This is a genomic window from Bacillus cereus group sp. MS39 (assembly GCF_040448665.1).
GTDB classification, from domain to species: Bacteria; Bacillota; Bacilli; order Bacillales; family Bacillaceae_G; genus Bacillus_A; species Bacillus_A wiedmannii.
Genome location: NZ_CP123058.1, coordinates 953868 through 975729, shown reverse-complemented (window position 1 = coordinate 975729; position 21862 = coordinate 953868). Strand labels below are relative to the sequence as shown.

The following is a 21862-nucleotide window of genomic DNA, read 5'->3' as shown; positions in this document are numbered from 1 at the left end:
AACCCTATTCGTCAAGATAAATTTAATACTACGGCTTTTTGGGCAAAAAAAGAAGATAAGTAGCATCCTCTACTTATCTTCTTTATCCCGCTATTTGCGGGCAGTAAGATCCCCCACTAATTAAAGTTTCACTTTATCCGTTCCCTTGCTGGGCAGCTTGTAATTGCGAAAGGAAATATTCTATATTACTAACGAGCCAATGCGATTGTTGTAAGCTCTTTACTCCGAGAAGTTCATTTTCCTCATTGCGACTCTCTCTTCTTTTCTTATAAGACTGGATTTGCCGAATAAATTGCGATGGATACGTCATATACGCAAACATGAGTAGTTGCTCTTCTTTCGTAAAAGGGAAATTTTTTTGGTACATTTGATACCATTCAAACCGATCACTTCGCGCAATTGGATACGTGTTTAAAGACCGAGAATAAAAACCAACTATATCTTGCACTGGTGTTGCAAACTTCGATTTTTCTAAACTAATAAAATAGCCATTCCGTTCATAATCAAATAAGAAATGATTAAGCGATACGTTACCATGCACAAAAGTAATACGTGTTTTTTCTTTTTCCTTCATCGCATCGTTCCACTCAGTTAATTGCTTCGTTGCAAACTCACGAGCCCTCATTACATGATGATAGTACGTACAATATTGCAATTCAAACGGAGACATATACCACTTCGCTTCAGATTCTACGAGAAACTCTTCTAACATCTCACCATCATTCTCCCAGCGATCGGATATATTTGTATAATGTTTTTCTAAATCTTCTTCTGTATACGTTTCTTCTTTCATCGTTTTTTGATGTAACGTCCCGAGAGTTTGAAACATTTTATGGTATTGATCATTATCCTCGCCGTTGCCTTCCGCACGTTCTAACCAAGGCATTAAATAATAATTATACGTCCCGTCACTTAAAATATAACTTCCATCCGTCGCATGGTATATAGGTACATAATTTGAAAAACCGTTCTCCTTCAAATATTGCATATGGTGCAAAAAGTTATTCCGCTCTAACTTCCCGTCTTCTATTTTCTTGAGCGCATACGGACCTTGATTCGTGTAAATTTTCGTTACACTTCCGTGCTCTTCCATATGCTGTGTATCCAATCTGTATTGCCTTACAATGGGTTCATAGCGATTTCGTAATTCAATATCCATACGAATAACCCTTTCTATTCAAAACATAGCCTTTAGGAAAATAAGCGAGTGAAAACACTCACTTATTTCGCTTTTGCCCTTGAAACAGGAATATAAATAATTTGTCCCGCAGTTAAATATATATCTTCTGTTTGATTGACACGATATAAGTTTTGTACAGACGTTTCATAACGGTCTGCAACAGATTCGATTGTATCCCCTTCTTGCACGAAATACATTCTTAACTTTGTAAATTCTTCTTCCGGTTCTTTCGTAAATATTTTCGTTAAATAAAGTGCATTTTCATCTCGCTGTGAATACGTTTCTTCTTCTTGCTCTTCTTGTTTTTTCGCTTTTTCTTTCTTGAAATCTTTTCTTCCGAACAATTCAAATTGTGGCGTTGATTCTTTCTCCTCTTCACGCTCTACAAATTCATGTTCTTCTATTTCCTCTTCCTCTACTTCCTGCTCTTTTCTTTCCTCTAGTTGGAACGGTTCAAATGCGTAATCTTCCCACTCATCTGATTCCTTATAGACTGGTTCTTCTACGTGCGGCGCAGGTCTATTTTCATCTTCTTGTGCGGAATCAGCCTCTAACTCAGCATACGCTGTTTCTTCCTCTTCATCCTCGATTCTTTCTTCATCACATAAACCAGTGATAGATATATCCGCTAATAATTGTAAGCAACCATTTTCCTTTAATTCATAATCAAATTCTTCAATAGATACATATAGTTCTTCAATTACTTTCACACGGTTTCTCGGAATTGATATTTCAAGCGGAAAGGAATGAACAAGTTCATTAACCCCATCTTCCCTTGTTTCTACATAATCAATTGACTTCGCTGGCGATAGATCTCTTAATGAATAAGCCGAATCATCTTGCCGCGCAACATACTCTCCCGTTAAATCTAATTGCCCTCTCACGATAACTTCATGATCAAGCTCTTCTATCTCAACGTCTGGATCTAACGAAATTGACAAAAGTTCTTCGACTTCCTGTCCTTTTTGGAACCAAACAGATTCTTTTAATGAAAAACGTAATGAATGATCTGTTGCCACTTCTTTTCCCCCTCCCAAACTATATGTCATTACAGATTTATGTATGGAAAGCTGACTTTATGAATAAAAAAAATCACTCCCCTTATGGAGAGCGATTTTCTTTCAACAATTAAGCTTTTAATTTTGACATTGCAATTTCAGCCGCTGCAATCGTCGCTTCAATATCTGCATCACTATGTGCTGTCGATAAGAATAGACCTTCGAATTGAGATGGTGGCAAGAATACACCTTGTTCTACCATTTCACGATAGTAAGCCGCAAAGAATTCTAAGTTTGAAGATTTTGCTGCATCGTAATTAACAACTTGTTCATCTGTAAAGAAGATACCAATCATAGAACCCGCACGGTTAATATGATGCGGAATGCCATGTTTTTCAGCCGCTTTACGTAATCCAGCTTCTAACATTTCAGCTTTACGCTCAAATTCTACATACGATTCTGGCGTTAACTGTACTAACGTTTCATAACCTGCTGCCATTGCAAGTGGGTTACCTGATAAAGTACCTGCTTGGTAAATCGGTCCGCTCGGTGCAACTTGGCGCATAATTTCTGCTTTACCACCGTATGCTCCTACTGGTAAGCCACCACCGATTACTTTACCTAAACAAGTTAAATCAGGTGTTACACCGTAATAACCTTGTCCGCAATTATAAGCAACTCGGAATCCTGTCATGACTTCATCAAAAATAAGCAATGCACCATTTTGCTCTGTTACTTCACGAAGACCTTCTAAAAATCCTGGTTGCGGAGGAACAACACCCATATTTCCTGCTACTGGTTCTACAATTATACAAGCAATATCATCACCAAATTGTTCGAAAGCGTATTTCACACTATCTAAATCGTTATACGCTACGGTAATCGTATTTTTCGCTACACCTTCTGGTACACCAGGGCTATCTGGTAAACCTAGCGTCGCCACACCAGAACCCGCTTTAATTAATAACGAATCACCATGACCGTGGTAACAACCGATGAATTTCAAAATTTTGTTACGGCCTGTATAACCACGAGCTAAACGTAGCGCACTCATTGTCGCTTCTGTTCCAGAGTTAACCATACGTACAATCTCAATTGATGGTACGCGCTCAATAACAAGTTTCGCTAATTTATTCTCAATTTCCGTTGGGGCACCGAAGCTTGTTCCTCTTTCAGCAACAGACTTTAAAGCTTCAACAACACGATCGTTCGCATGACCATGAATTAAAGGACCCCATGATAATACGTAATCGATGTATTCATTTCCATCGATATCATATACTTTAGAACCTTTTCCGCGCTCCATAAACAACGGATTCATACCGACAGACTTAAAGGCACGAACGGGGCTATTTACGCCACCAGGCATTAAATCTTGTGCCTCTTCAAACGCCGCAATCGACTTATCAAACTTTTTCATTATTTAGCGCCTCCTTCTTGTAACCATCTTGCTGCATCTTTTGCATGATACGTAATAATTAAATCTGCTCCTGCACGTTTCATGCTAATTAATTTTTCAAGTACAACTTCTTTTTCATTAATCCAACCATTTTGCGCTGCTGCTTTAATCATCGAATATTCACCACTTACGTTATATGCAACGACTGGTAAATTAAAGTTATTTTTCACATCACGAACGATATCTAAGTAAGAAAGAGCTGGCTTTACAATTAAGAAATCTGCCCCTTCCATTACATCTGATTCTGCTTCACGGAATGCTTCCATACGGTTCGCTGGATCCATTTGATATGTTTTACGATCACCAAATTGCGGGGCACCGTGCGCCGCATCACGGAATGGTCCGTAAAATGCTGATGAATATTTCACAGCGTACGACATTACTGGTACGTGTCCAAAACCATTTTCATCTAATGCATGGCGAATTGCTGTTACGAATCCGTCCATCATGTTTGATGGCGCAATAATGTCCGCTCCTGCTTTCGCTTGGCTTACAGCTGTTTTCGCAAGAACTGCAAGAGACTCGTCATTTAAAATAATACCATCTTCAATTACACCGCAATGACCATGGCTTGTGAATTGACATAAACATGTATCTGCAACTACTACTAGCTCAGGGAATTCACCTTTAATTTGCTTAATTGCACGTTGCACAATTCCATGATCACAATATGCTGATGATCCAACTTCATCTTTTTCAGCAGGTAAACCAAATACAATAACAGAACGAATACCTAAATCAACAACCTCTTGCATTTCAGCTTGCAATAAATCTAAAGACATTTGATATACGCCTGGCATAGAAGGCACTTCATTACGAACATTTTCTCCTTCTAATACAAAAATAGGGTAAATAAAATCTTCCGTATGTAAAAACGTTTCACGCACAAGCGCACGCATATTACCGCTTTGTCTTAAGCGACGATGACGATTAAATTGTAAAGAGTTCATAGATTTCTATCCCCATTCTTTTATTTTATAGATTCACAAATGCATTGTAGTAATGCTTCTACAGTGTACTCTTTCGGCATAATAACATGTGGAAAATAAAGGATCGCCTCTTTTTCCGTAATAGGCCCTATACAAGCAATTGTACAGTTTTTTGTCCATTCTCTCCAGTTTGTACCCTCAAGTAAACGAACAAAACTAGTAACAGTTGAAGGGCTTGTAAATGTAATAATGTCTACTTTCCCTACTTCTAACGCTACTATAAGCTCTTGCCTTTTCTCTACATTCTCTTTCGTACCATATACGATTAGCTCATCTAGAGAAACACCAATTTCGCGAAGTGCAACTGGAATTACATCTCTTGCTAAATTCCCTTTCGGAAATAAAATGCACTCGTTTCCACTTAGTCTTTTTACAAACTCTTCTGCAAATACTTCTGCAACAAATGAAGTTGGAACGAAGTCCACTTGATAGCCCCGCTTTTCTAACTCTAACCCTGTTTTCACGCCTACTGCAGCAATTTTAGTCTTTGCGGGTAGCTTCTTTCTCAAGCTATCTAGAAAAAAAGCTACCCCATTTTTACTCGTAAAAATAACCCAGTCATACGAATGCAGCTGCCCTGCTATATGTTGAATTTGCCTATGAGACATACCTTCCATACGCAAAAGCGGAATTTCCAATGGAATTCCGCTCTTTTCTTTCACCGCTACACTCATTTGTTTCGCTTGATGCTGGGCACGTGTAATTAATACCGTTTTGCCAGCGAGAGCGTTCATATTTATTGTTGCCCCTTATTTGCAGCAAGAATGAGTTCTTTGGCGCCTTGTTTAATTAAACGGTCCGCAGCCTCTAATCCTACTTCCTCTGGATTAGTTCCTACTACTGTCTCTTTCAATAAAATAGAACCGTCCATAGAACCGACAAGAGCTGTTAATTCGATTGCATCATTTTCTGTAAGAATTGCATATCCAGCGATTGGAACTTGGCAGCCACCTTCAAGTTTATGAAGAAATACTCGTTCTGCCGCCACTGTTCTTTCTGTTACTGCATCATTCATATGCGCTAACAACTGTAGTAAATCCTTATCATCCTCACGACATTCAATCGCTAATGCACCTTGTCCTACAGCAGGTACACATAACGTCTCATCTAAATGTTCTGTAATAACTTCATTATCCCAGCCCATTCTTTGTAATCCAGCTGTTGCTAAAATGATTGCATCGTAATCTTCTTCTTGTAATTTACGTAAACGTGTATCGATATTTCCTCGAATCCACTTCACTTGTAAATCTGGTCTCGCAGCTAATAATTGTGCACTGCGTCTTAAACTACTCGTACCTAAAATAGCGCCTTCTGCTAACTCTTTAAACGATGCTCCGCTTTTTGAGATAAAAGCATCACGAGGGTCAACACGCTTCGGTGTACAACCAATCATTAATCCTTCTGGAAGTACGGCCGGCATATCTTTCATACTATGTACAGCCATATCAATTTCTTTCGTCAGTAACGCATGTTCAATCTCTTTAACAAACAAGCCTTTTCCGCCTACTTTTGAAAGAGTAACATCTAAAATAACATCACCTTTTGTGACGATTTCTTTCACTTCAAATTCATATGGTAAACCTAGTGCTTTTAACTGATCAATAAACCAGTTTGTTTGCGTTAATGCTAATTTACTCTTTCGTGACCCTACAATAATTTTGCGCATAATTCTCTCTCCTCATTATAAATACCAAAAGTGGAAGTTGGATAAACTGCTTAATAGAAAAATATTGATTAGCATTACGAGAAATGCTCCGATGTTCCACTGCACGATTTTCTTCCCTTGCAACACATCTGCCACTCGTAAATATAGGCCAGCACAATATACAAATAGAACGACAAAAGACCCGATCACTTTCGTATCATACCAATGGAAATTGTCCAATTTCGTATATCCCCATATGCATCCTAATAAAATAGCTAGTAAGAAAAATGGAACAGAAAATAAATTTAATCCGTAAGACATCGATTCTAACTTCGGCAAATTCCCTAACCTTCTTAATCTCGCATTCCATTTTTTCTTTTTTAATAGGCGATATTGCAATAAATACATAATAGAAAAAATGAACGATACAGTGAAAGTTGCATAAGAAATAATAGCCATACCGACATGTACATATACAAGTTCTGAAACTAATTGCTCTGCCAGTACCGGCGACATCTTTCCGAGCGGTGTAAAAATAGAAAAAGCGCTTACGCCAAATGCGACAACATTTGTAAAAAAGACTAAAAAGTCAATTCTCATAAACCGATTAATGACTAACGACATCGTAATCAATAGCCAAACATAAAAATAAATCCCTGATAATAAAGTTAATATAGGGTTCGTTTCTGAATCTGTAGCCCTGAGTAACATAAAGATAGACTGCAGAACCCATACAATTGAAAGTAACCAAAAAGCAAATCGGTTCGCCTTTCGGTTACTTTGGAAATAATCTATAAAATATAAACTAATGCTACAAGCATATAAAATAATTGCAATATGATAAATAATACTGTTATTTAAAAAACTCATCCGATCATCCTTCCAAATTATAAAGATGGAACGGATGGTGTCCACGCTCTTTTATGTTCTACTTCTTCCGCACAACTCTCTACATCTTCCATTTCTAAGTCAAAAATCTTTGCAAATAACGCTAATTTTTCGTCTGCTCCCTCTTCAGCAGCTATTTCTTTAGCTACTAAAATTGGGTCTTTCAATAATTGATTAATAATACTTTTCGTATGCTTACTAATTACTTTTCTCTCACGATCACTAAGATTCGGTATTTTTCGTTCCAAGCTTTCCATCGTTTCACTTTGGATAGCAAGTGCCTTATCACGAAGAGCTGCTATTAACGGAACAACACCAAGTGTACTTAACCACGTTTTAAATAAAACAATTTCCTCTTCAATCATAAATTGAATTTTCTCTGCTTCTTTCAAACGCTCAGCACGATTTGCTTCCACTACTCCTTGCAAATCATCAATGTCATATAAGAAAGAACCTTCTAGTTCATCAATCGCTGGATCAATATCACGTGGCACTGCAATATCCACCATAAATAACGGACGACCAGAGCGCATTTTCTCTACCTTTGTCATCATCTCTTTCGTAATGACATATTCAGATGCACCAGTTGAACTAATTAAAATATCTGCTTCTAATAATGCACATTGCAATTCACTTAAAGGCTTTGCATGTCCCATATATTTCTCAGCCATTACTTCCGCTTTCGTAAACGTCCTATTCATGACTGTTACTTTTCGAGCACCGCTTCCATATAAGTTTTGCAGTGCCAGTTCACCCATCTTACCAGCACCAAGAATAAGCACATGACAATCTGTTAACTCACCAAATATTTTCTTTCCAAGCTCAACAGCAGCATAACTAACAGACATCGCACTTTCACCAATCGTCGTTTCTGAGTGCGCACGTTTCGCTAACGTAACCACCTGCTTAAACAACTCATTAAAAATTGTGCCTGTCGCTTTTACTTGTTGCGCTTCTAAAAAGCTATCTTTTATTTGGCCTAAAATCTGTGTTTCTCCAACTACCATAGAATCTAAACCGCACGTCACGCGGAATAAATGATCTATTGCACCGTCTTGTTCAAAAATAGTTAAATATGGTGCGACTTCTTCTATTTCAAGCTGAAACCAATCAGCTAAAAACTTCTTAATATAATACCGTCCCGTGTGTAATTGATCGACAACAGCGTAAATCTCAGTGCGATTACAAGTTGATACAATGACATTCTCTAACACGCTCTTTTGATTTTGTAATGTAGTCATTGCTTGCTCTAGCTCTGCTGCCTGAAATGTGAGTTTCTCACGAAATTCTACAGGGGCTGTTCGATAATTTACACTAACAACAAGAATATGCACGCAGCATGTCCCCCTTCACCCGTTTTATCACTTTATCTACTATCATAATACAACTTTCCTCTTATGAATCTGACAATCGTGTGAACAACCGATTATTTTTTATTTATTCTCCGTATGTAATAAAGGAGATTCAGTAAAACTAATAAAGACTTCCTACTTTATAATGATTATAAATTAATAACTCTATTTGTACGTTACCAAAAAAAGCCCTCATAATCAAGTGATGGAAACTATTCCATATGAATTATAACATCATCTTTCCTATCTTCTTTCATCATGAAGGAAAATATGTATGATTGTTCCAAATTGTAGCACAAACTTTCTCAATACAATGTATTTGACATTGTATTTCTTTTTCGTTATATTGGTTTTACAAAATTAAATTGTGCAAAACTTAATTAGGAAGGAGTTATGTATGACAGAGAATTCTTTACATCTAGATAACCAACTTTGTTTTTCTATTTACGCCTGTTCTAAAGAAGTTACCCGCTTTTATCGACCATATTTAGAAGAGATGGGTATTACGTATCCCCAGTACATTACTTTACTCGTACTATGGGAGCAAGATGGACTAACAGTAAAAGAAATTGGAGAACGTCTATTTTTAGATTCCGGTACGTTAACACCTATGTTAAAACGAATGGAATCATTAACACTTGTAAAACGCGTTCGTTCCAAAGAAGATGAGCGCAAAGTTTGTATTAAATTAACAGAACAAGGTAAAGATTTAAAAGAAAAGGCTTGTTCATTGCCGACAACAATGGCAACAAATTTAGGAATTACAGAACAAGAATATCGTTCTTTATTAATTCAATTAAATAAACTAATTGAAACAATGAAAACAATTAATGATAGAAAAGGGGAATAAACATGGATAAATTATATACTGCTTCAGTAACTGCTACAGGTGGAAGAAACGGAAGAGTAATTTCAGATGATGGCATATTAAATCTTGATGTAAAAATGCCGAAAGCACTAGGTGGTGCAGGCGGAGAGGCAACGAATCCAGAACAACTATTTGCTGCTGGTTATGCCGCTTGTTTTGATAGTGCATTACAACTTGTCATTCGTACAAAACGTGTGAAAGTAGAAAGTACAGAAGTAACTGCTCACGTTTCTATCGGAAAAGATACAGATGGTGGTTTCGGCCTATCTGCTGTACTTGATGTACACGTTGCTGGCGTCTCTCATGCCGAAGCACAAGAACTTGTAGAAGCCGCTCACGGTGTATGTCCTTATTCGAAAGCAACAAGAGGTAATATCGAGGTTACATTAAACGTAAGATAAAAAAATTTAGTAAATAAAAAAAACGCGCGACATTCGTCACGCGTTTTTTGTTTTTGTCATTCTATGAATTGCCTTCCACGCTTCTTCTTTTCCAAGTCCTGTTTCAGAAGAGAATAGAACGATTTCATCGCCAATTTCAACAGCAAGCGTTTCTTTTACAACTTTTAAATGCTTTTGCCATTTCCCTTTCGGAATTTTATCGGCTTTCGTCGCAATAATAATTGTTGGGATTTCATAATGTTTTAAGAAATCATACATCATCACGTCATCATTTGTTGGTTGGTGACGTAAATCAACTACTAATACAGCTGCGTCTAATTGCTCACGCGTTGTAAAGTAAGTCTCAATCATCTTGCCCCATGCTGCGCGCTCTGTTTTAGATACTTTCGCATATCCATAACCTGGAACGTCAACAAAATGCATCATCTCATTGATTAAGAAAAAGTTCAACGTTTGCGTTTTCCCTGGTTTAGAAGAAATACGTACTAACTTTTTACGATTTAAAATTTTATTAATAAAGGAAGACTTCCCGACATTTGAACGACCTGCTAATGCAATTTCTGGTAAATCACTGTCCGGATATTGTTCTGGTTTAACAGCACTAATTACAATATCTGCTTTTGTTACTTTCATTGTTTCACTCCTACTAATGCGTGCTCCAATACTTCATCTAAATGAGATGCAAGCACAAACGTAAGGTTTTCTTTTACGCTTTCTGGAATATCATCTAAATCTTTCTCGTTTTCTGCTGGCAAAATAATTTTTGTTAAGCCTGCGCGGTGAGCACTTAATGTTTTTTCTTTTAAACCACCAATTGGTAATACACGACCACGAAGTGTAATTTCACCTGTCATCCCCACTTCTTTACTTACAGGAATACCTGTTAGCGCAGAAATAAGTGCCGTTGCCATCGTAATACCTGCTGACGGTCCATCTTTTGGAACTGCTCCTTCTGGAACATGAATATGAATATCATTTTTCTCATGGAAATTCGGATCAATCTGAAGCTCTTCTGCACGAGAACGAATATAGCTAAACGCTGCTTGTGCGGATTCTTTCATAACATCCCCAAGTTTACCCGTTAAAATTAATTTCCCTTTACCTGGCGCTACAGACACTTCAATCGCAAGTGTATCACCGCCCGCTGCTGTATACGCTAACCCTGTTGCCATACCAACTTGGTCTGTTTTTTCGGCTTGCCCATAACGGAATATGTGCTTACCAAGTAAATCAACAATGTTTTTCTCTGTTACTACAATACGCTTGCGTTCTGCTGTAACGATAATTTTTGCTGCTTTACGACAAACTTTTGCGATTTGACGCTCTAGCGTACGAACACCAGCCTCACGTGTATAATAACGAATAATTTCAAGAAGTGCTTCATCACGTACTTGTAAATTACCTTTTCGTAAGCCATGCTCTTTTAATTGTTTCGGCAATAAATGTTCACGGGCAATGTGAACTTTTTCAAGTTCTGTATAGCCAGCAATCGAAATAATTTCCATACGGTCAAGCAACGGACCTGGAACACTTGAAAGTGTATTCGCAGTTGCTACAAACATAACTTTCGATAGATCATACGGTTCTTCAATGTAATGATCACTGAAGTTATGGTTCTGTTCTGGGTCTAACACTTCAAGTAATGCCGCTGATGGATCTCCACGGAAGTCGTTAGACATTTTATCAATCTCATCTAATAAAAAGACTGGATTAACTGTTTTCGCCTTTTTCATACCTTGAATAATGCGTCCTGGCATCGCTCCAACGTACGTACGACGGTGACCACGGATTTCCGATTCATCACGTACACCACCAAGGGATACACGGACAAAATTACGATTTAATGATGTTGCAATCGAACGCGCTAACGAAGTTTTCCCGACCCCAGGAGGTCCTACTAAGCAAAGGATAGGTCCTTTTAATGAATTCGTTAACTTCTGCACAGCTAAATATTCCAGTACGCGCTCTTTCACTTTCTCAAGACCGTAATGATCTTTGTTCAAAATCTCTTCAGAATGAGCAAGATCAATCATATCTTCTGTCGCTTCTGTCCACGGAAGTGCTAATAACCAATCCATATAATTACGAATAACACCGCTCTCCGCAGAACTTGCTGGTAACTTTTCATAACGGTCTAATTCTTTCAGTGCAGCCTTCATTGTTTCTTCAGGCATTCCTGATTGTTCAATTTTCTCACGAAGTTCTTCAACTTCCCCGCCCTTACCTTCTTTATCACCAAGTTCAGTTTGAATCGCCTTCATTTGCTCACGTAAGAAATATTCTTTTTGCGTGCGCTCCATTGAACGTTTCACTTTTTGTCCAATTTTCTTTTCTAAACTAAGTAACTCTTGTTCATCTTGAATAATTGAAATAAGTGTATGTAATCGTTCCTTCACAGATACAATCTCTAAGATTTCTTGTTTCTGCTTCGTTTTAATCGGCAAGTGAGAAGCAATTAAATCAGCTAATCTTCCTGGCTCTTCCACATCAGCTACCGTTGCAAATGTTTCATTTGAAACTTTTTTCGAAACTTTAATATATTGTTCGAAATGCTCGAGTAATGTACGCATAAGAGCTTTCTCTTCTAGATCATCTTCCACTTCTTCCGTTACCGTTTTGATAGAAACCTGCACTACATTCTCTTCTTCGATAAACTCTACTACTTCAGCTCTATGTAAACCCTCTACAAGGACACGAAGCGTACCGTTCGGCAATTTTAACATTTGCTTCACTTTCGCCACTGTACCTACACTATATATGTCATCTTCTTTCGGATCATCGATATTCATTTCTTTTTGCATCGCTAAAAAGATGATATTTTCATCCATTGCCGCCTGCTCTAGTGCTTGTATCGATTTATCACGTCCTACATCAAGATGCAGAACCATCGTTGGATATACGAGAACGCCTCTTAATGGTAGGAGGGGTACGATTCTTTCATTCGTATTCATACTAGACATAGCACCTCCATAATAAATTAAACTCCTGTTCAACTATTTTATATTACAATACATCTAGATGCAATTGCAGAGATTTTCCGCAATTGTAAATCCCTCGTTTTTTCTCCCTTTTAAAAAGGAAAAAAGACTCCGCTTAAGCATACAAACTTAAACGAAGTCTGGCAAATTTTATTATCGTTCATTCTCACATTGATTGTGCATCTGTTTCGTCTACAGTAGTATGTATATCAAGGTCTCGATGCATATTTTCCTGCATAAATGTTAGCTCAAATACTTCTTTTAACTTACGAACAGGAATGATTTCAATTCCTTTTATTGTATACAAAAACGGTTGCATGTTTTCAGCAGGAATGATGACTTTCTTAGCACCTGCTTTTTTCGCGGCTTTTATTTTTGCGTACACACCACCAATAGGTTTCACTTCCCCGTGTATACTTATCTCACCGGTCATCGCTACTTCATTACTCACATACGTACGATGCACTGCTGAATATACACCTGTTGCCATAGCAATACCTGCCGAAGGCCCATCAATTGGGATACCACCTGGAAAATTAATATGTATATCGTAACCTTCTGGCAACACATCTAGAGAACGAAGTACTGTTAATACATTATCTACAGAACCTTTCGCCATACTTTTACGGCGAATGGATTTCGTTTGACTACCAATACTTTCCTCTTCCACAATCCCGGTAACATTTACCGACCCTTTATCTTTCGCCTTGATTGCTGTTACTTCAATTTCTAATAACGCGCCTGTATTTGGTCCGTATACAGCAAGTCCATTTACAAGACCGATTCTCGGAATAGGATAAATACGTTTTTCATATTTCGGTGTAAGTTGACTAGAGTGAACAACCCACTCTATATCTTCATCTTTAATGAAAGAACGTTCTTCATTTATTGCCATACCAGCAGAAATTTGTACAAGGTTAATCGCTTCTCGTCCATTTCTTGCATACATCCCGATCATTTCAACACCATTTTTACCTATTTGCATTTCCACTTTATCAGCTGCATTCTTCGCTACTTTTTGAATCTCTTCTGTATCTAACTCACGGAAAAACACTTCTAAACAGCGTGACCGAATAGCAGGAGGAATCTCCTCTGGCGAACGTGTCGTCGCCCCAACTAAGCGAAAATCGGCTGGCAAACCTTTTTGAAAAATATCATGTATATACGTTGGAATCATCGAATTTTCTTCACTATAGTACGCACTTTCCAAAAATACTTTCCGATCTTCTAACACCTTTAACATTTTGTTCATTTGAATTGGATGTAATTCACCAATCTCATCAATGAACAAAATACCACCATGCGCATCTGTTACAGCCCCTTTTTTCGGCTGTGGGATACCCGCTTGCCCCATTGCACCTGCCCCTTGATAAATCGGATCATGGACTGAACCAATTAATGGGTCTGCAATACCACGTTCATCAAATCTTGCTGTCGTCGCATCAAGTTCGATAAATGTTGCATTCGTACGAAATGGAGATTTCGGATTGCGTTTCGCTTCTTCCAATACAAGACGTGCTGCCGCTGTCTTCCCGACACCTGGCGGACCATATATAATTACATGTTGCGGATTCGGACCACAAAGAGCCGCTTTTAACGACTTAATCCCGTCCTCTTGCCCTACAATATCTAAAAAGGATGTAGGACGTACCTTCTCCGCAAGCGGCTCTGTTAAAGAAATCTCACGCATTTTACGAAGCTGTTCTAATTCTTTTTTCGATTCTCGATCAATTGAAACTTTTTGTGTTCGCTGATTTCGAAGTAAATGCCAAAAATACAATCCGACAATTACACCAAAAACAAGTTGAACAAGTAAAAATATATTTGTCCAGCTCATAATTTATTTCCTCCTGCAATGTTTTATCATTTAGTATTTCCGCGGAGGAACATAGCTAAACATAAAGAAAAACAGCAATTATAAAAATTGCTGTTTCTTCTTCGCACTATGCAGATGTTTTTGTATCAAGTACAGTACCGTCTTGTAACACCAATTTCGGCGGTTCATTATCAGCTACTGTTTCTTTCGTCAGAATACACTTCTCGATATCTTTGCGAGATGGAAGTTCGAACATTACATCAAGCATTAAGCCTTCAATAATAGAACGAAGTCCACGAGCACCTGTTTTACGTTCAATTGCTTTTTTCGCAATCTCAACTAGTGCACCTTCTTCAAACTCTAACTCAACATCGTCAAGCTCCAATAATTTTTGGAATTGCTTAACAAGTGCATTTTTCGGTTTCGTTAAAATATCTACAAGAGCATCTTCATCAAGCGGCTCTAGGTTCGCAATAACTGGAAGACGACCGATAAACTCCGGAATTAAACCGAATCTTAAAAGATCCTCTGGTAAAACGTGAGATAAAACATGCTTCTCATTTACATCAGCATTTTTCTTCTCAGCACCAAATCCAATTACTTTCTCACCAAGGCGACGTTTAATAATTGGCTCAATGCCATCAAACGCTCCACCACAAATGAATAGGATGTTCGTTGTATCAATTTGAATGAACTCTTGATGCGGATGCTTACGACCACCTTGAGGTGGAACGCTCGCTACAGTACCTTCTAAAATTTTCAGAAGTGCCTGCTGTACACCTTCACCAGATACATCACGTGTAATTGATGGATTTTCGGACTTACGTGCCACTTTATCAATCTCATCAATATAAATGATTCCTTTTTCCGCTTTCTCTACATCATAATCAGCTGCTTGGATTAATTTTAGTAAGATGTTTTCTACATCTTCCCCTACATATCCAGCTTCTGTTAAAGATGTTGCGTCCGCGATTGCAAATGGAACATTTAAAATACGCGCTAATGTTTGTGCCAATAATGTTTTACCACTACCAGTTGGCCCAATAAGTGAAATATTACTCTTCGCTAATTCTACATCATCAATTTTACTGTTAGAATTAATACGTTTGTAATGGTTATATACCGCTACCGCTAGTGCTTTTTTCGCGTTATCTTGTCCGATGACATACTCATCTAAGATTTCACGAATTTCTACCGGTTTCGGTACATCTTTGAATTCTACTTCTTCGTCCTTCGCAAGCTCCTCTTGTACAATTTCAGTACAAAGTTCGATACACTCGTCACAAATGTAAACACCTGGACCTGCAACTAACTTTCGAACTTGCGTTTGTGTTTTACCACAGAAAGAACATTTTAATTGACCTTTTTCATCATTAAATTTAAACATATTTTCACACCCCTTACAAAGTGCTAACCTCTTGCCTTCGTATGTACACGATAAATGTATCGTATGTAAATACATATTATGTCACTACGTGGCGAGAAATACAAATAATATGACTAGTTATGTACAAATAAAAAAATTTTAAAACTTTTGAAATATGTATATTCGACTTGTAAAGGAAGTTTTCCTTCTTCATCGAAAAGTTTTATAAATATATTTCTATATTTATAAAACAAGGCACGATTAAAATCGCGCCTTGTTATTTTATTATGCAGCGTTGTCTACTAAGAAGTCTACAGCTTTACGCACTTTAAGGTCTTCAGATAAAGCGTCTACGCTTCCAAGAGCTTGCTTGATAGCGTCTACTGGCATACCGTACATTTCAGCCATTTTTTCAACTTCTGCAGTTACTTCTTCTTCAGTAACTTCGATGTTTTCAGCTTCAATGATAGCTTCAAGAACAAGATTGATTCTTACGCGTTTTTGAGCGTCTTCTTTCATTTGCTCTTTTAACTTGTCAGCGTCAGTACCTGTGAATTGGTAGTAAAGCTCAAGGTTCATACCTTGTTGGCTTAAACGTTGCTCGAATTCACGAACCATACGATCTAACTCAGTGTCGATCATAGCTTCTGGAATCTCGATTTCAGCGTTAGCAGCAGCTAATTCTACTACTTCGTCACGCACTTTGTGCTCAGCTTCGTGCTTTTTGCCTTCTTCTAAGTTTGTACGAAGTTTTGTTTTTAATTCGTCAAGAGTTGCAACTTCTTCGTCAGCTTCTTTAGCGAACTCGTCGTTTAACTCAGGAAGTTCTTTTGTTTTGATTTCGTGAATTGTTACTTTGAATGTAGCTGGTTTACCAGCTAATTCAGCAGCGTGGTACTCTTCTGGGAATGATACTTCAACTTCTTTAGAATCACCAGATTTAAGACCAATTACTTGCTCTTCGAAACCAGGGATGAAAGTACCAGAACCGATTGCAAGAGAATAGTTTTCGCCTTTTCCGCCTTCAAATGCTTCGCCATCAACGAAACCTTCGAAGTCGATTACAGCTGTATCACCGTTTTCAACAGTTCCTTCTTCTTTAACAACTAGTTCAGCTTGACGCTCTTGTAAAGATTTTAATTCGTTCTCTACATCTTCGTCAGTTACAGTTGTTTCAACTTTTTCTACTGCTAAACCTTTGTACTCACCTAATTTAACTTCAGGTTTCACTGTAACTTTTGCAGTGAAGATAAGGTTAGCATTTTTTTCGAACTTCTCGATGTTGATTTCAGGATGATCAACTGGGAAGATACCAGCTTCATCGATCGCTTCACCGTATGCTTTTGGTAAGATGATATCTAAAGCATCTTGGTATAAAGATTCGATACCAAAGCGTTGTTCGAATAACGGACGAGGCATTTTCCCTTTACGGAAACCTGGTACGTTGATTGTTTGTACTACTTTTTTGAACGCAGCGTCGATAGAGTTGTTTACTTCTTTAGCATCAACTTCGATTGTTAAAACGCCTACGTTACCTTCTAATTTTTCCCATTTTGCAGCCATTTATTCTTTCCCTCCAACTATAATAATGTATGCACATACCTCTATAGATTAAAATCTTCATTATCTCTTTTTTGAAATAACAAAAGTACAAATAATCCTCTAGCAAAAGCTTTCAGATATACTGTTCCAATCTACTAATTGTCTAAAAGACAACTACGGTATATTTTGTTCGAGAATAATATGAAACATATTAAGTAAGAGAATTACACTTCTCTTCTCTTACAAACAGGCAGATTTCTGCCTTTTGCAACCCTTACATTATAACATAGAATATGCTCGTTTCAAGAACCGAACGATTCTTTTTCATAATTATACGGGCAAATATCCTTCTCTTTCAACACGTAATAACCATTGATAGGCAATATGAAACTCTTCTAATTCAATATTATACGCTGTCATAAGCTCTTCTTCATCAATAGTCAATCCGAAACGCTTTCTTCCAATTCTCTCTAAAACAGCAGCCCAAATCTCCACTTTATCCATTAATAGAGCGAATGGGAAAACGCTAATTCGCAATTCTTTCCAATATGTAACCATAGCATCAAATATATCGGGATAATTTTGCTCTAATCGGCTTGATAATGTATGTATAATGTTATCGGATTGCTCCTCATTATGACCTGTAAATGCTGGAATCACCTTGATTGTATTCCCAAACTTTTCTACCTCTATCTCTTCTTCTATTTGATTTTCTATCATTTTATATAAAATAGAAGTTTTCAAATAAGGGTGCTGTTTTTCGTCTATTAAAAATTTCTTTAAAATAGGTAATGCAAGATCCAAGTCTTTTAACGAAAGTTGCTGAATCGCTCTTAGCTTTTGTCCAAAGTTTTCTCCAAACATTTCATTAGTAAACTCATCCAATTCAAAATTCGAATCGACTAGTGACGTATCTACTTCACTTAACATACCTTCTGCAAATAAAGCGAGCTGTGCTAATTTTTCCTTTTGCTCAGGCATTACATCTTTCGTTTGCAAAACCTTTTCAACGATTTCAATGACACCTTCATAATCATTTGTTTGAACTAAAATCGTCACATATGTTTCAAGAATATCACCAAATAATACAGCTCCTGTTTCAAGTAACTGTTCACATTTGTCTTTCGCTTCTTCCATATGTTTTAATTCTAACAAACAAATAACAGAAGCGAGTTCCGTTTGTTCCGTTTCTGCATTATACTGACGTAATATTTCAAAGCAGCGCAATGCATCTTCGAATTTCCGCTCTTTCAGTGCTAAAAAACCTTCATCAATATATCGCTCTGATAGTTGTGGAAACAATACGACCGTATTTTCTTTTTTATCCATACGTCCGCCTCTTTTTCTAGATTTTAATTATCTTTAAAGTAAATATATCAAATGAGTAATAAGAACACAACATCCCAAAACCCTTTGTTTGAAATATGGAAATATTTAATTTTTATATTTCAATATAAACAAATCCTTACTAAAAATTAAAAATGTACAAATAAAAATCCTCAGCAATTAAAGCAGAGGATTCATCATTAATGGAAAGCTTTTATAATAGTGGGGTATATAACAAGGGTAATAATTTGGAGAACAATAATTGCCATAACAATCATGCTAAAATAGAAGATTGGTTTACTTCGCTTCATTAAAAACATAATAATAAGCATCGTACAAGCAAACAAACTTAAGAAGAACAAACTCGTTGTCGAACTAAGTATACCACTCGGGACAAAGAACAATAACACTACACTACAAGTACCTATAATTCCAAATAACCATTCCATTCATTCACTCATTCCCTTTCCCTCTCATGGCAGTTTTTTTACTAAGCAATTAAATGTTTTACAACATCAACTACATACGTTAATTTCTCATACGCTACAAATCCAAAAGCAACTGTTAAACCCGTTACGATTAATCCTTTCATCATTTCTTCCTCCTCGTTTTATCGTTGTTACCTTCATTATAGAGGATTAGCAATTTGTTACCATCGAACTTCCTTACAGTTACCTTACAGAATTGTAAGATTTCAAAATGGATAGAAAAAAACCTCATATTACTTGAGAGGTTTTCACGGAATTTCTCTATAATTACTTGCAAAATTAACTTTTTTCTCTTGATTATTTTTCGGAGAATCCACTCTTAAACTGATAGATTTACTAAATAACTTAGGTTTGAAATAATTATTCGTTACTTTTCTTAACTTACCTTCAAATGTTTTTAATTATATGAAAACACTTTATTGAAATCGTGTTAATATATTTTTATACAATTAAGAATTTAATTTACAAGGGGGATTCTATATGTTTAAGAAAATGGCTGCAGATGTATTAGGACTAAGCGATGTAGGTTCTGTCATCACACCGAAAGATTATGATAAAGTTGATGCTGATGATTACGTGATGCATGAAGATGGGGAGAAAATTTATTTTCTAATTAAATCAAAATCAGATGAATATTGTTTCACAAACAAAGGATTAATCCACCTAGATGGTACAAGTGCAACAAGTAAAAAACGTACACTACGCCGCTTTAGCTATAGTAAATATCAAATTAAAAATGTAGCACTTGAAACTGCGGGAACAATTGATTTAGATGTAGAAATTAAGTTTCAAATGGGAGATGAGCATTATTCAATTGATGTTCATAAAAAACATATTGAAGAATTAAAAGATTTATATAAGGCTTTACTTAAAATAGAAGAAATTTCATACGACAACGATATTACATTGCAGTATGCACATAAAAGTCTAGATATGGCATCTAACGCTTTCAGCCGTATTTCAAACGCACAAGTAAATTTAGCAGAACAATTTAAAGAAATGAACGAGATCGCCTTTAACTGGCTCGTTGATACGAAGAAACAATATAACGTGAAAGATTATGGTTTTGTCTTTGAGAAGTTTATTAATAATTAATTTAAAACAAACAAAAAACCTTGTTATCAAAAGATAACAAGGTTTTCTTAGCGTCCCAGGAGAGGTTCGAACTCTCGGCCCGCTCATTTCCGTACTATTTTATATATTTTGATCGCAGTCTTAATATATCTTCTCCTTCACGAATGCCTGCCGATCCCTTCCTCACATTTTTTATGACAGTCCAATCTGGGTTAGTTTCATCACCGATGTTCTGTACTGTAAAGTTGCCATCACCATATTTCCGGTGACCTTCTGCCAATTTCTCCGTTAAATCATTCTCATTTGATCTCGCCATCTTTGCGCCATCTCCCTTTTTTATACAACCTTCTTAAACTGTCCAACCAATCACAAGTCCAGTCAATTGGAGATTCTCGTTTTCCGCTTCTATTAATTGTAACACACTGTCGGGGATAAGTTCCGATAACGGTGCTCAATCTTACTAGAATGGTAAAAAGTTTTATAACATTCTAAGTGAACGATTGGGTTAATACAGATATGGATTTAAGTTCCTTCATAAGCCTATTGATTCTTTAAATTAAACAAGAGAAATAGGGCGCATAAATGGCGCTCTTTTCTTAATGCACTTTAATCCGTTACACATAATAATTACCATATATTACGTTATTTTTTTACACCTTTTGCACATATATCAATTTTTAGACAAATAAAAAACCTTGTTATCAAAAGATAACAAGGTTTTTTTAGCGTCCCAGGAGAGATTCGAACTCCCGACCGTACGCTTAGAAGGCGTATGCTCTATCCGGCTGAGCTACTGGGACATGGAGCGGGTGAAGAGAATCGAACTCTCGACCAGAGCTTGGAAGGCTCTTGTTTTACCACTAAACTACACCCGCATATGTTATTTTATTTTTCTTCGTTAGCGCCGTTGCCCTATCGACAATATTTATTATATGTATAACCATACATAAAGTCAACACCTTTTTTAAAAGAGGATAATTTTTCTTATCCTCTTTTAAAAACTGCTTGTTCAACTAGTTGTCCGTCTAATGTTTCAAAACGAACTTCCATTTGATTTTCATCCATTTCTAATAAAGCAAATGTCTTTTCTACACGCTGACGCGGTAATAAAATGCTGCCTGGATTAATAAATAAAACGCCGTCGATTAATTCTGCACCTAATACGTGAGAGTGTCCGAAGCATGCAACTTGCGCCCCTACCTCTTCTGCGTGGTACGCTAATGTTTGTAATGTCATTTTCACGTTATGACGATGTCCGTGCACAACTACGAAACGAATGCCATCTACATCAGTTACAATTTCGTCTTGAAAGTTAGCATAATCACAGTTCCCTTTTACAACATGGAAACCTTGCAGCTCTTCATGAGCAGGCGTTAGCTCTGAATCACCGCAATGAATCATGACATCTACTTTTCCTTCATATTTCTCTTTCAACTGCTGTAATTCCTTCACAGAGCTATGACTATCGCTTACGATTAAAGCTTTCATCAAT

Annotated in this window: 20 protein-coding genes and 2 tRNA genes; 3 read left to right on the top strand and 19 right to left on the bottom strand. The window is 36.9% G+C overall.

Features of this window, described 5'->3' with window-relative positions; all coding sequences use genetic code 11:
- Positions 1-133: 133 nt before the first annotated feature.
- The 8 genes from ysxE to hemA form a co-directional block, all read right to left on the bottom strand.
- Complete coding sequence (ysxE, locus tag QEP67_RS05090; protein WP_000350664.1) at positions 134-1159, bottom strand: spore coat protein YsxE; 1026 nt, start codon at positions 1157-1159, stop codon at positions 134-136.
- Between the two features lie 62 nt (positions 1160-1221).
- Positions 1222-2199: a stage VI sporulation protein D gene (gene spoVID, locus QEP67_RS05085; RefSeq protein WP_000179735.1), complete on the bottom strand. Its 978-nt coding sequence runs from the start codon at positions 2197-2199 to the stop codon at positions 1222-1224.
- Positions 2200-2308: 109 nt separating this feature from the next.
- Complete coding sequence (hemL, locus tag QEP67_RS05080; RefSeq protein ID WP_000712935.1) at positions 2309-3598, bottom strand: glutamate-1-semialdehyde 2,1-aminomutase; 1290 nt, start codon at positions 3596-3598, stop codon at positions 2309-2311.
- Complete coding sequence (gene hemB, locus QEP67_RS05075; RefSeq protein WP_001087076.1) at positions 3598-4587, bottom strand: porphobilinogen synthase; 990 nt, start codon at positions 4585-4587, stop codon at positions 3598-3600. Before hemB ends, hemL begins: the two co-directional genes overlap by 1 nt.
- Positions 4588-4607: 20 nt before the next feature.
- A complete protein-coding gene (gene hemD, locus QEP67_RS05070; protein ID WP_353706534.1) occupies positions 4608-5360 on the bottom strand; it encodes a uroporphyrinogen-III synthase in 753 nt (250 codons plus the stop codon).
- A gap of 2 nt (positions 5361-5362) precedes the next feature.
- The gene (gene hemC / locus QEP67_RS05065; protein ID WP_001226426.1) at positions 5363-6292 is read right to left on the bottom strand and encodes a hydroxymethylbilane synthase; all 930 of its coding nucleotides are present in this window, start codon (positions 6290-6292) and stop codon (positions 5363-5365) included.
- A gap of 15 nt (positions 6293-6307) precedes the next feature.
- Entirely contained in the window at positions 6308-7141 is an 834-nt protein-coding gene (gene ccsA / locus QEP67_RS05060) for a cytochrome c biogenesis protein CcsA (RefSeq protein WP_000008998.1), read from the bottom strand.
- A 17-nt stretch (positions 7142-7158) separates the two neighbouring features.
- Positions 7159-8493, bottom strand: a complete 1335-nt coding sequence (gene hemA / locus QEP67_RS05055) for a glutamyl-tRNA reductase (RefSeq protein ID WP_000547847.1) — start codon at positions 8491-8493, stop codon at positions 7159-7161.
- A gap of 415 nt (positions 8494-8908) precedes the next feature.
- Between hemA and QEP67_RS05050 the strand changes: the two genes are divergently transcribed.
- On the top strand, positions 8909-9361 hold the full coding sequence (locus QEP67_RS05050) for a MarR family transcriptional regulator (protein ID WP_000138545.1): 453 nt from the start codon (positions 8909-8911) through the stop codon (positions 9359-9361).
- Between the two features lie 2 nt (positions 9362-9363).
- On the top strand, positions 9364-9780 hold the full coding sequence (locus QEP67_RS05045; RefSeq protein ID WP_000359787.1) for an organic hydroperoxide resistance protein: 417 nt from the start codon (positions 9364-9366) through the stop codon (positions 9778-9780).
- Between the two features lie 36 nt (positions 9781-9816).
- Here QEP67_RS05045 and ysxC read toward each other — a convergent pair whose 3' ends face one another.
- The 7 genes from ysxC to QEP67_RS05010 form a co-directional block, all read right to left on the bottom strand.
- Entirely contained in the window at positions 9817-10413 is a 597-nt protein-coding gene (gene ysxC / locus QEP67_RS05040; protein WP_000869124.1) for a ribosome biogenesis GTP-binding protein YsxC, read from the bottom strand.
- Positions 10410-12740, bottom strand: a complete 2331-nt coding sequence (gene lon / locus QEP67_RS05035; protein WP_000097312.1) for an endopeptidase La — start codon at positions 12738-12740, stop codon at positions 10410-10412. Before lon ends, ysxC begins: the two co-directional genes overlap by 4 nt.
- A 184-nt stretch (positions 12741-12924) precedes the next feature.
- Positions 12925-14595, bottom strand: a complete 1671-nt coding sequence (gene lonB, locus QEP67_RS05030) for an ATP-dependent protease LonB (RefSeq protein WP_000119166.1) — start codon at positions 14593-14595, stop codon at positions 12925-12927.
- A gap of 106 nt (positions 14596-14701) precedes the next feature.
- A complete protein-coding gene (clpX, locus tag QEP67_RS05025; protein WP_000472285.1) occupies positions 14702-15961 on the bottom strand; it encodes an ATP-dependent protease ATP-binding subunit ClpX in 1260 nt (419 codons plus the stop codon).
- A gap of 264 nt (positions 15962-16225) precedes the next feature.
- Positions 16226-17503, bottom strand: a complete 1278-nt coding sequence (tig, locus tag QEP67_RS05020; protein WP_000729261.1) for a trigger factor — start codon at positions 17501-17503, stop codon at positions 16226-16228.
- Between the two features lie 309 nt (positions 17504-17812).
- Positions 17813-18811, bottom strand: coding sequence for a hypothetical protein (locus QEP67_RS05015; RefSeq protein WP_000358261.1), 999 nt, complete (start codon positions 18809-18811; stop codon positions 17813-17815).
- A 197-nt stretch (positions 18812-19008) separates the two neighbouring features.
- Positions 19009-19257: a hypothetical protein gene (locus QEP67_RS05010; protein ID WP_001983650.1), complete on the bottom strand. Its 249-nt coding sequence runs from the start codon at positions 19255-19257 to the stop codon at positions 19009-19011.
- A gap of 519 nt (positions 19258-19776) precedes the next feature.
- Between QEP67_RS05010 and QEP67_RS05005 the strand changes: the two genes are divergently transcribed.
- Positions 19777-20391: a PH domain-containing protein gene (locus tag QEP67_RS05005; RefSeq protein WP_000473869.1), complete on the top strand. Its 615-nt coding sequence runs from the start codon at positions 19777-19779 to the stop codon at positions 20389-20391.
- A gap of 94 nt (positions 20392-20485) precedes the next feature.
- Here QEP67_RS05005 and QEP67_RS05000 read toward each other — a convergent pair whose 3' ends face one another.
- From QEP67_RS05000 to QEP67_RS04985, 4 genes are all read right to left on the bottom strand, one after another.
- A complete protein-coding gene (locus tag QEP67_RS05000; protein ID WP_000124457.1) occupies positions 20486-20686 on the bottom strand; it encodes a hypothetical protein in 201 nt (66 codons plus the stop codon).
- A gap of 410 nt (positions 20687-21096) precedes the next feature.
- Positions 21097-21170 (bottom strand) — tRNA-Arg (locus QEP67_RS04995).
- A 1-nt stretch (position 21171) separates the two neighbouring features.
- A tRNA-Gly gene (locus tag QEP67_RS04990) sits at positions 21172-21245 on the bottom strand.
- A 109-nt stretch (positions 21246-21354) separates the two neighbouring features.
- Positions 21355-21858 carry a metallophosphoesterase gene (locus QEP67_RS04985; RefSeq protein ID WP_000645515.1) on the bottom strand — a complete coding sequence of 168 codons (504 nt, stop codon included), beginning with the start codon at positions 21856-21858 and terminating at the stop codon, positions 21355-21357.
- Between the last annotated feature and the right edge of the window lie 4 nt (positions 21859-21862).

Excerpts from the sequence above, each read along its gene's own strand:
- hemL (WP_000712935.1), bottom strand. The coding sequence starts at position 3,598 with ATGAAAAAGTTTGATAAGTCGATTGCGGCGTTTGAAGAGGCACAAGAT.
- lon (WP_000097312.1), bottom strand. The coding sequence starts at position 12,740 with ATGTCTAGTATGAATACGAATGAAAGAATCGTACCCCTCCTACCATTA.
- tig (WP_000729261.1), bottom strand. The coding sequence starts at position 17,503 with ATGGCTGCAAAATGGGAAAAATTAGAAGGTAACGTAGGCGTTTTAACA.
- ysxC (WP_000869124.1), bottom strand. The coding sequence starts at position 10,413 with ATGAAAGTAACAAAAGCAGATATTGTAATTAGTGCTGTTAAACCAGAA.
- lonB (WP_000119166.1), bottom strand. The coding sequence starts at position 14,595 with ATGAGCTGGACAAATATATTTTTACTTGTTCAACTTGTTTTTGGTGTA.
- QEP67_RS05015 (WP_000358261.1), bottom strand. The coding sequence starts at position 18,811 with ATGGATAAAAAAGAAAATACGGTCGTATTGTTTCCACAACTATCAGAG.
- QEP67_RS05050 (WP_000138545.1), top strand. The coding sequence starts at position 8,909 with ATGACAGAGAATTCTTTACATCTAGATAACCAACTTTGTTTTTCTATT.
- ysxE (WP_000350664.1), bottom strand. The coding sequence starts at position 1,159 with ATGGATATTGAATTACGAAATCGCTATGAACCCATTGTAAGGCAATAC.
- QEP67_RS04985 (WP_000645515.1), bottom strand. The coding sequence starts at position 21,858 with ATGAAAGCTTTAATCGTAAGCGATAGTCATAGCTCTGTGAAGGAATTA.
- hemB (WP_001087076.1), bottom strand. The coding sequence starts at position 4,587 with ATGAACTCTTTACAATTTAATCGTCATCGTCGCTTAAGACAAAGCGGT.
- QEP67_RS05000 (WP_000124457.1), bottom strand. The coding sequence starts at position 20,686 with ATGGCGAGATCAAATGAGAATGATTTAACGGAGAAATTGGCAGAAGGT.
- QEP67_RS05045 (WP_000359787.1), top strand. The coding sequence starts at position 9,364 with ATGGATAAATTATATACTGCTTCAGTAACTGCTACAGGTGGAAGAAAC.
- clpX (WP_000472285.1), bottom strand. The coding sequence starts at position 15,961 with ATGTTTAAATTTAATGATGAAAAAGGTCAATTAAAATGTTCTTTCTGT.
- hemC (WP_001226426.1), bottom strand. The coding sequence starts at position 6,292 with ATGCGCAAAATTATTGTAGGGTCACGAAAGAGTAAATTAGCATTAACG.
- hemD (WP_353706534.1), bottom strand. The coding sequence starts at position 5,360 with ATGAACGCTCTCGCTGGCAAAACGGTATTAATTACACGTGCCCAGCAT.
- ccsA (WP_000008998.1), bottom strand. The coding sequence starts at position 7,141 with ATGAGTTTTTTAAATAACAGTATTATTTATCATATTGCAATTATTTTA.
- QEP67_RS05010 (WP_001983650.1), bottom strand. The coding sequence starts at position 19,257 with ATGGAATGGTTATTTGGAATTATAGGTACTTGTAGTGTAGTGTTATTG.
- QEP67_RS05005 (WP_000473869.1), top strand. The coding sequence starts at position 19,777 with ATGTTTAAGAAAATGGCTGCAGATGTATTAGGACTAAGCGATGTAGGT.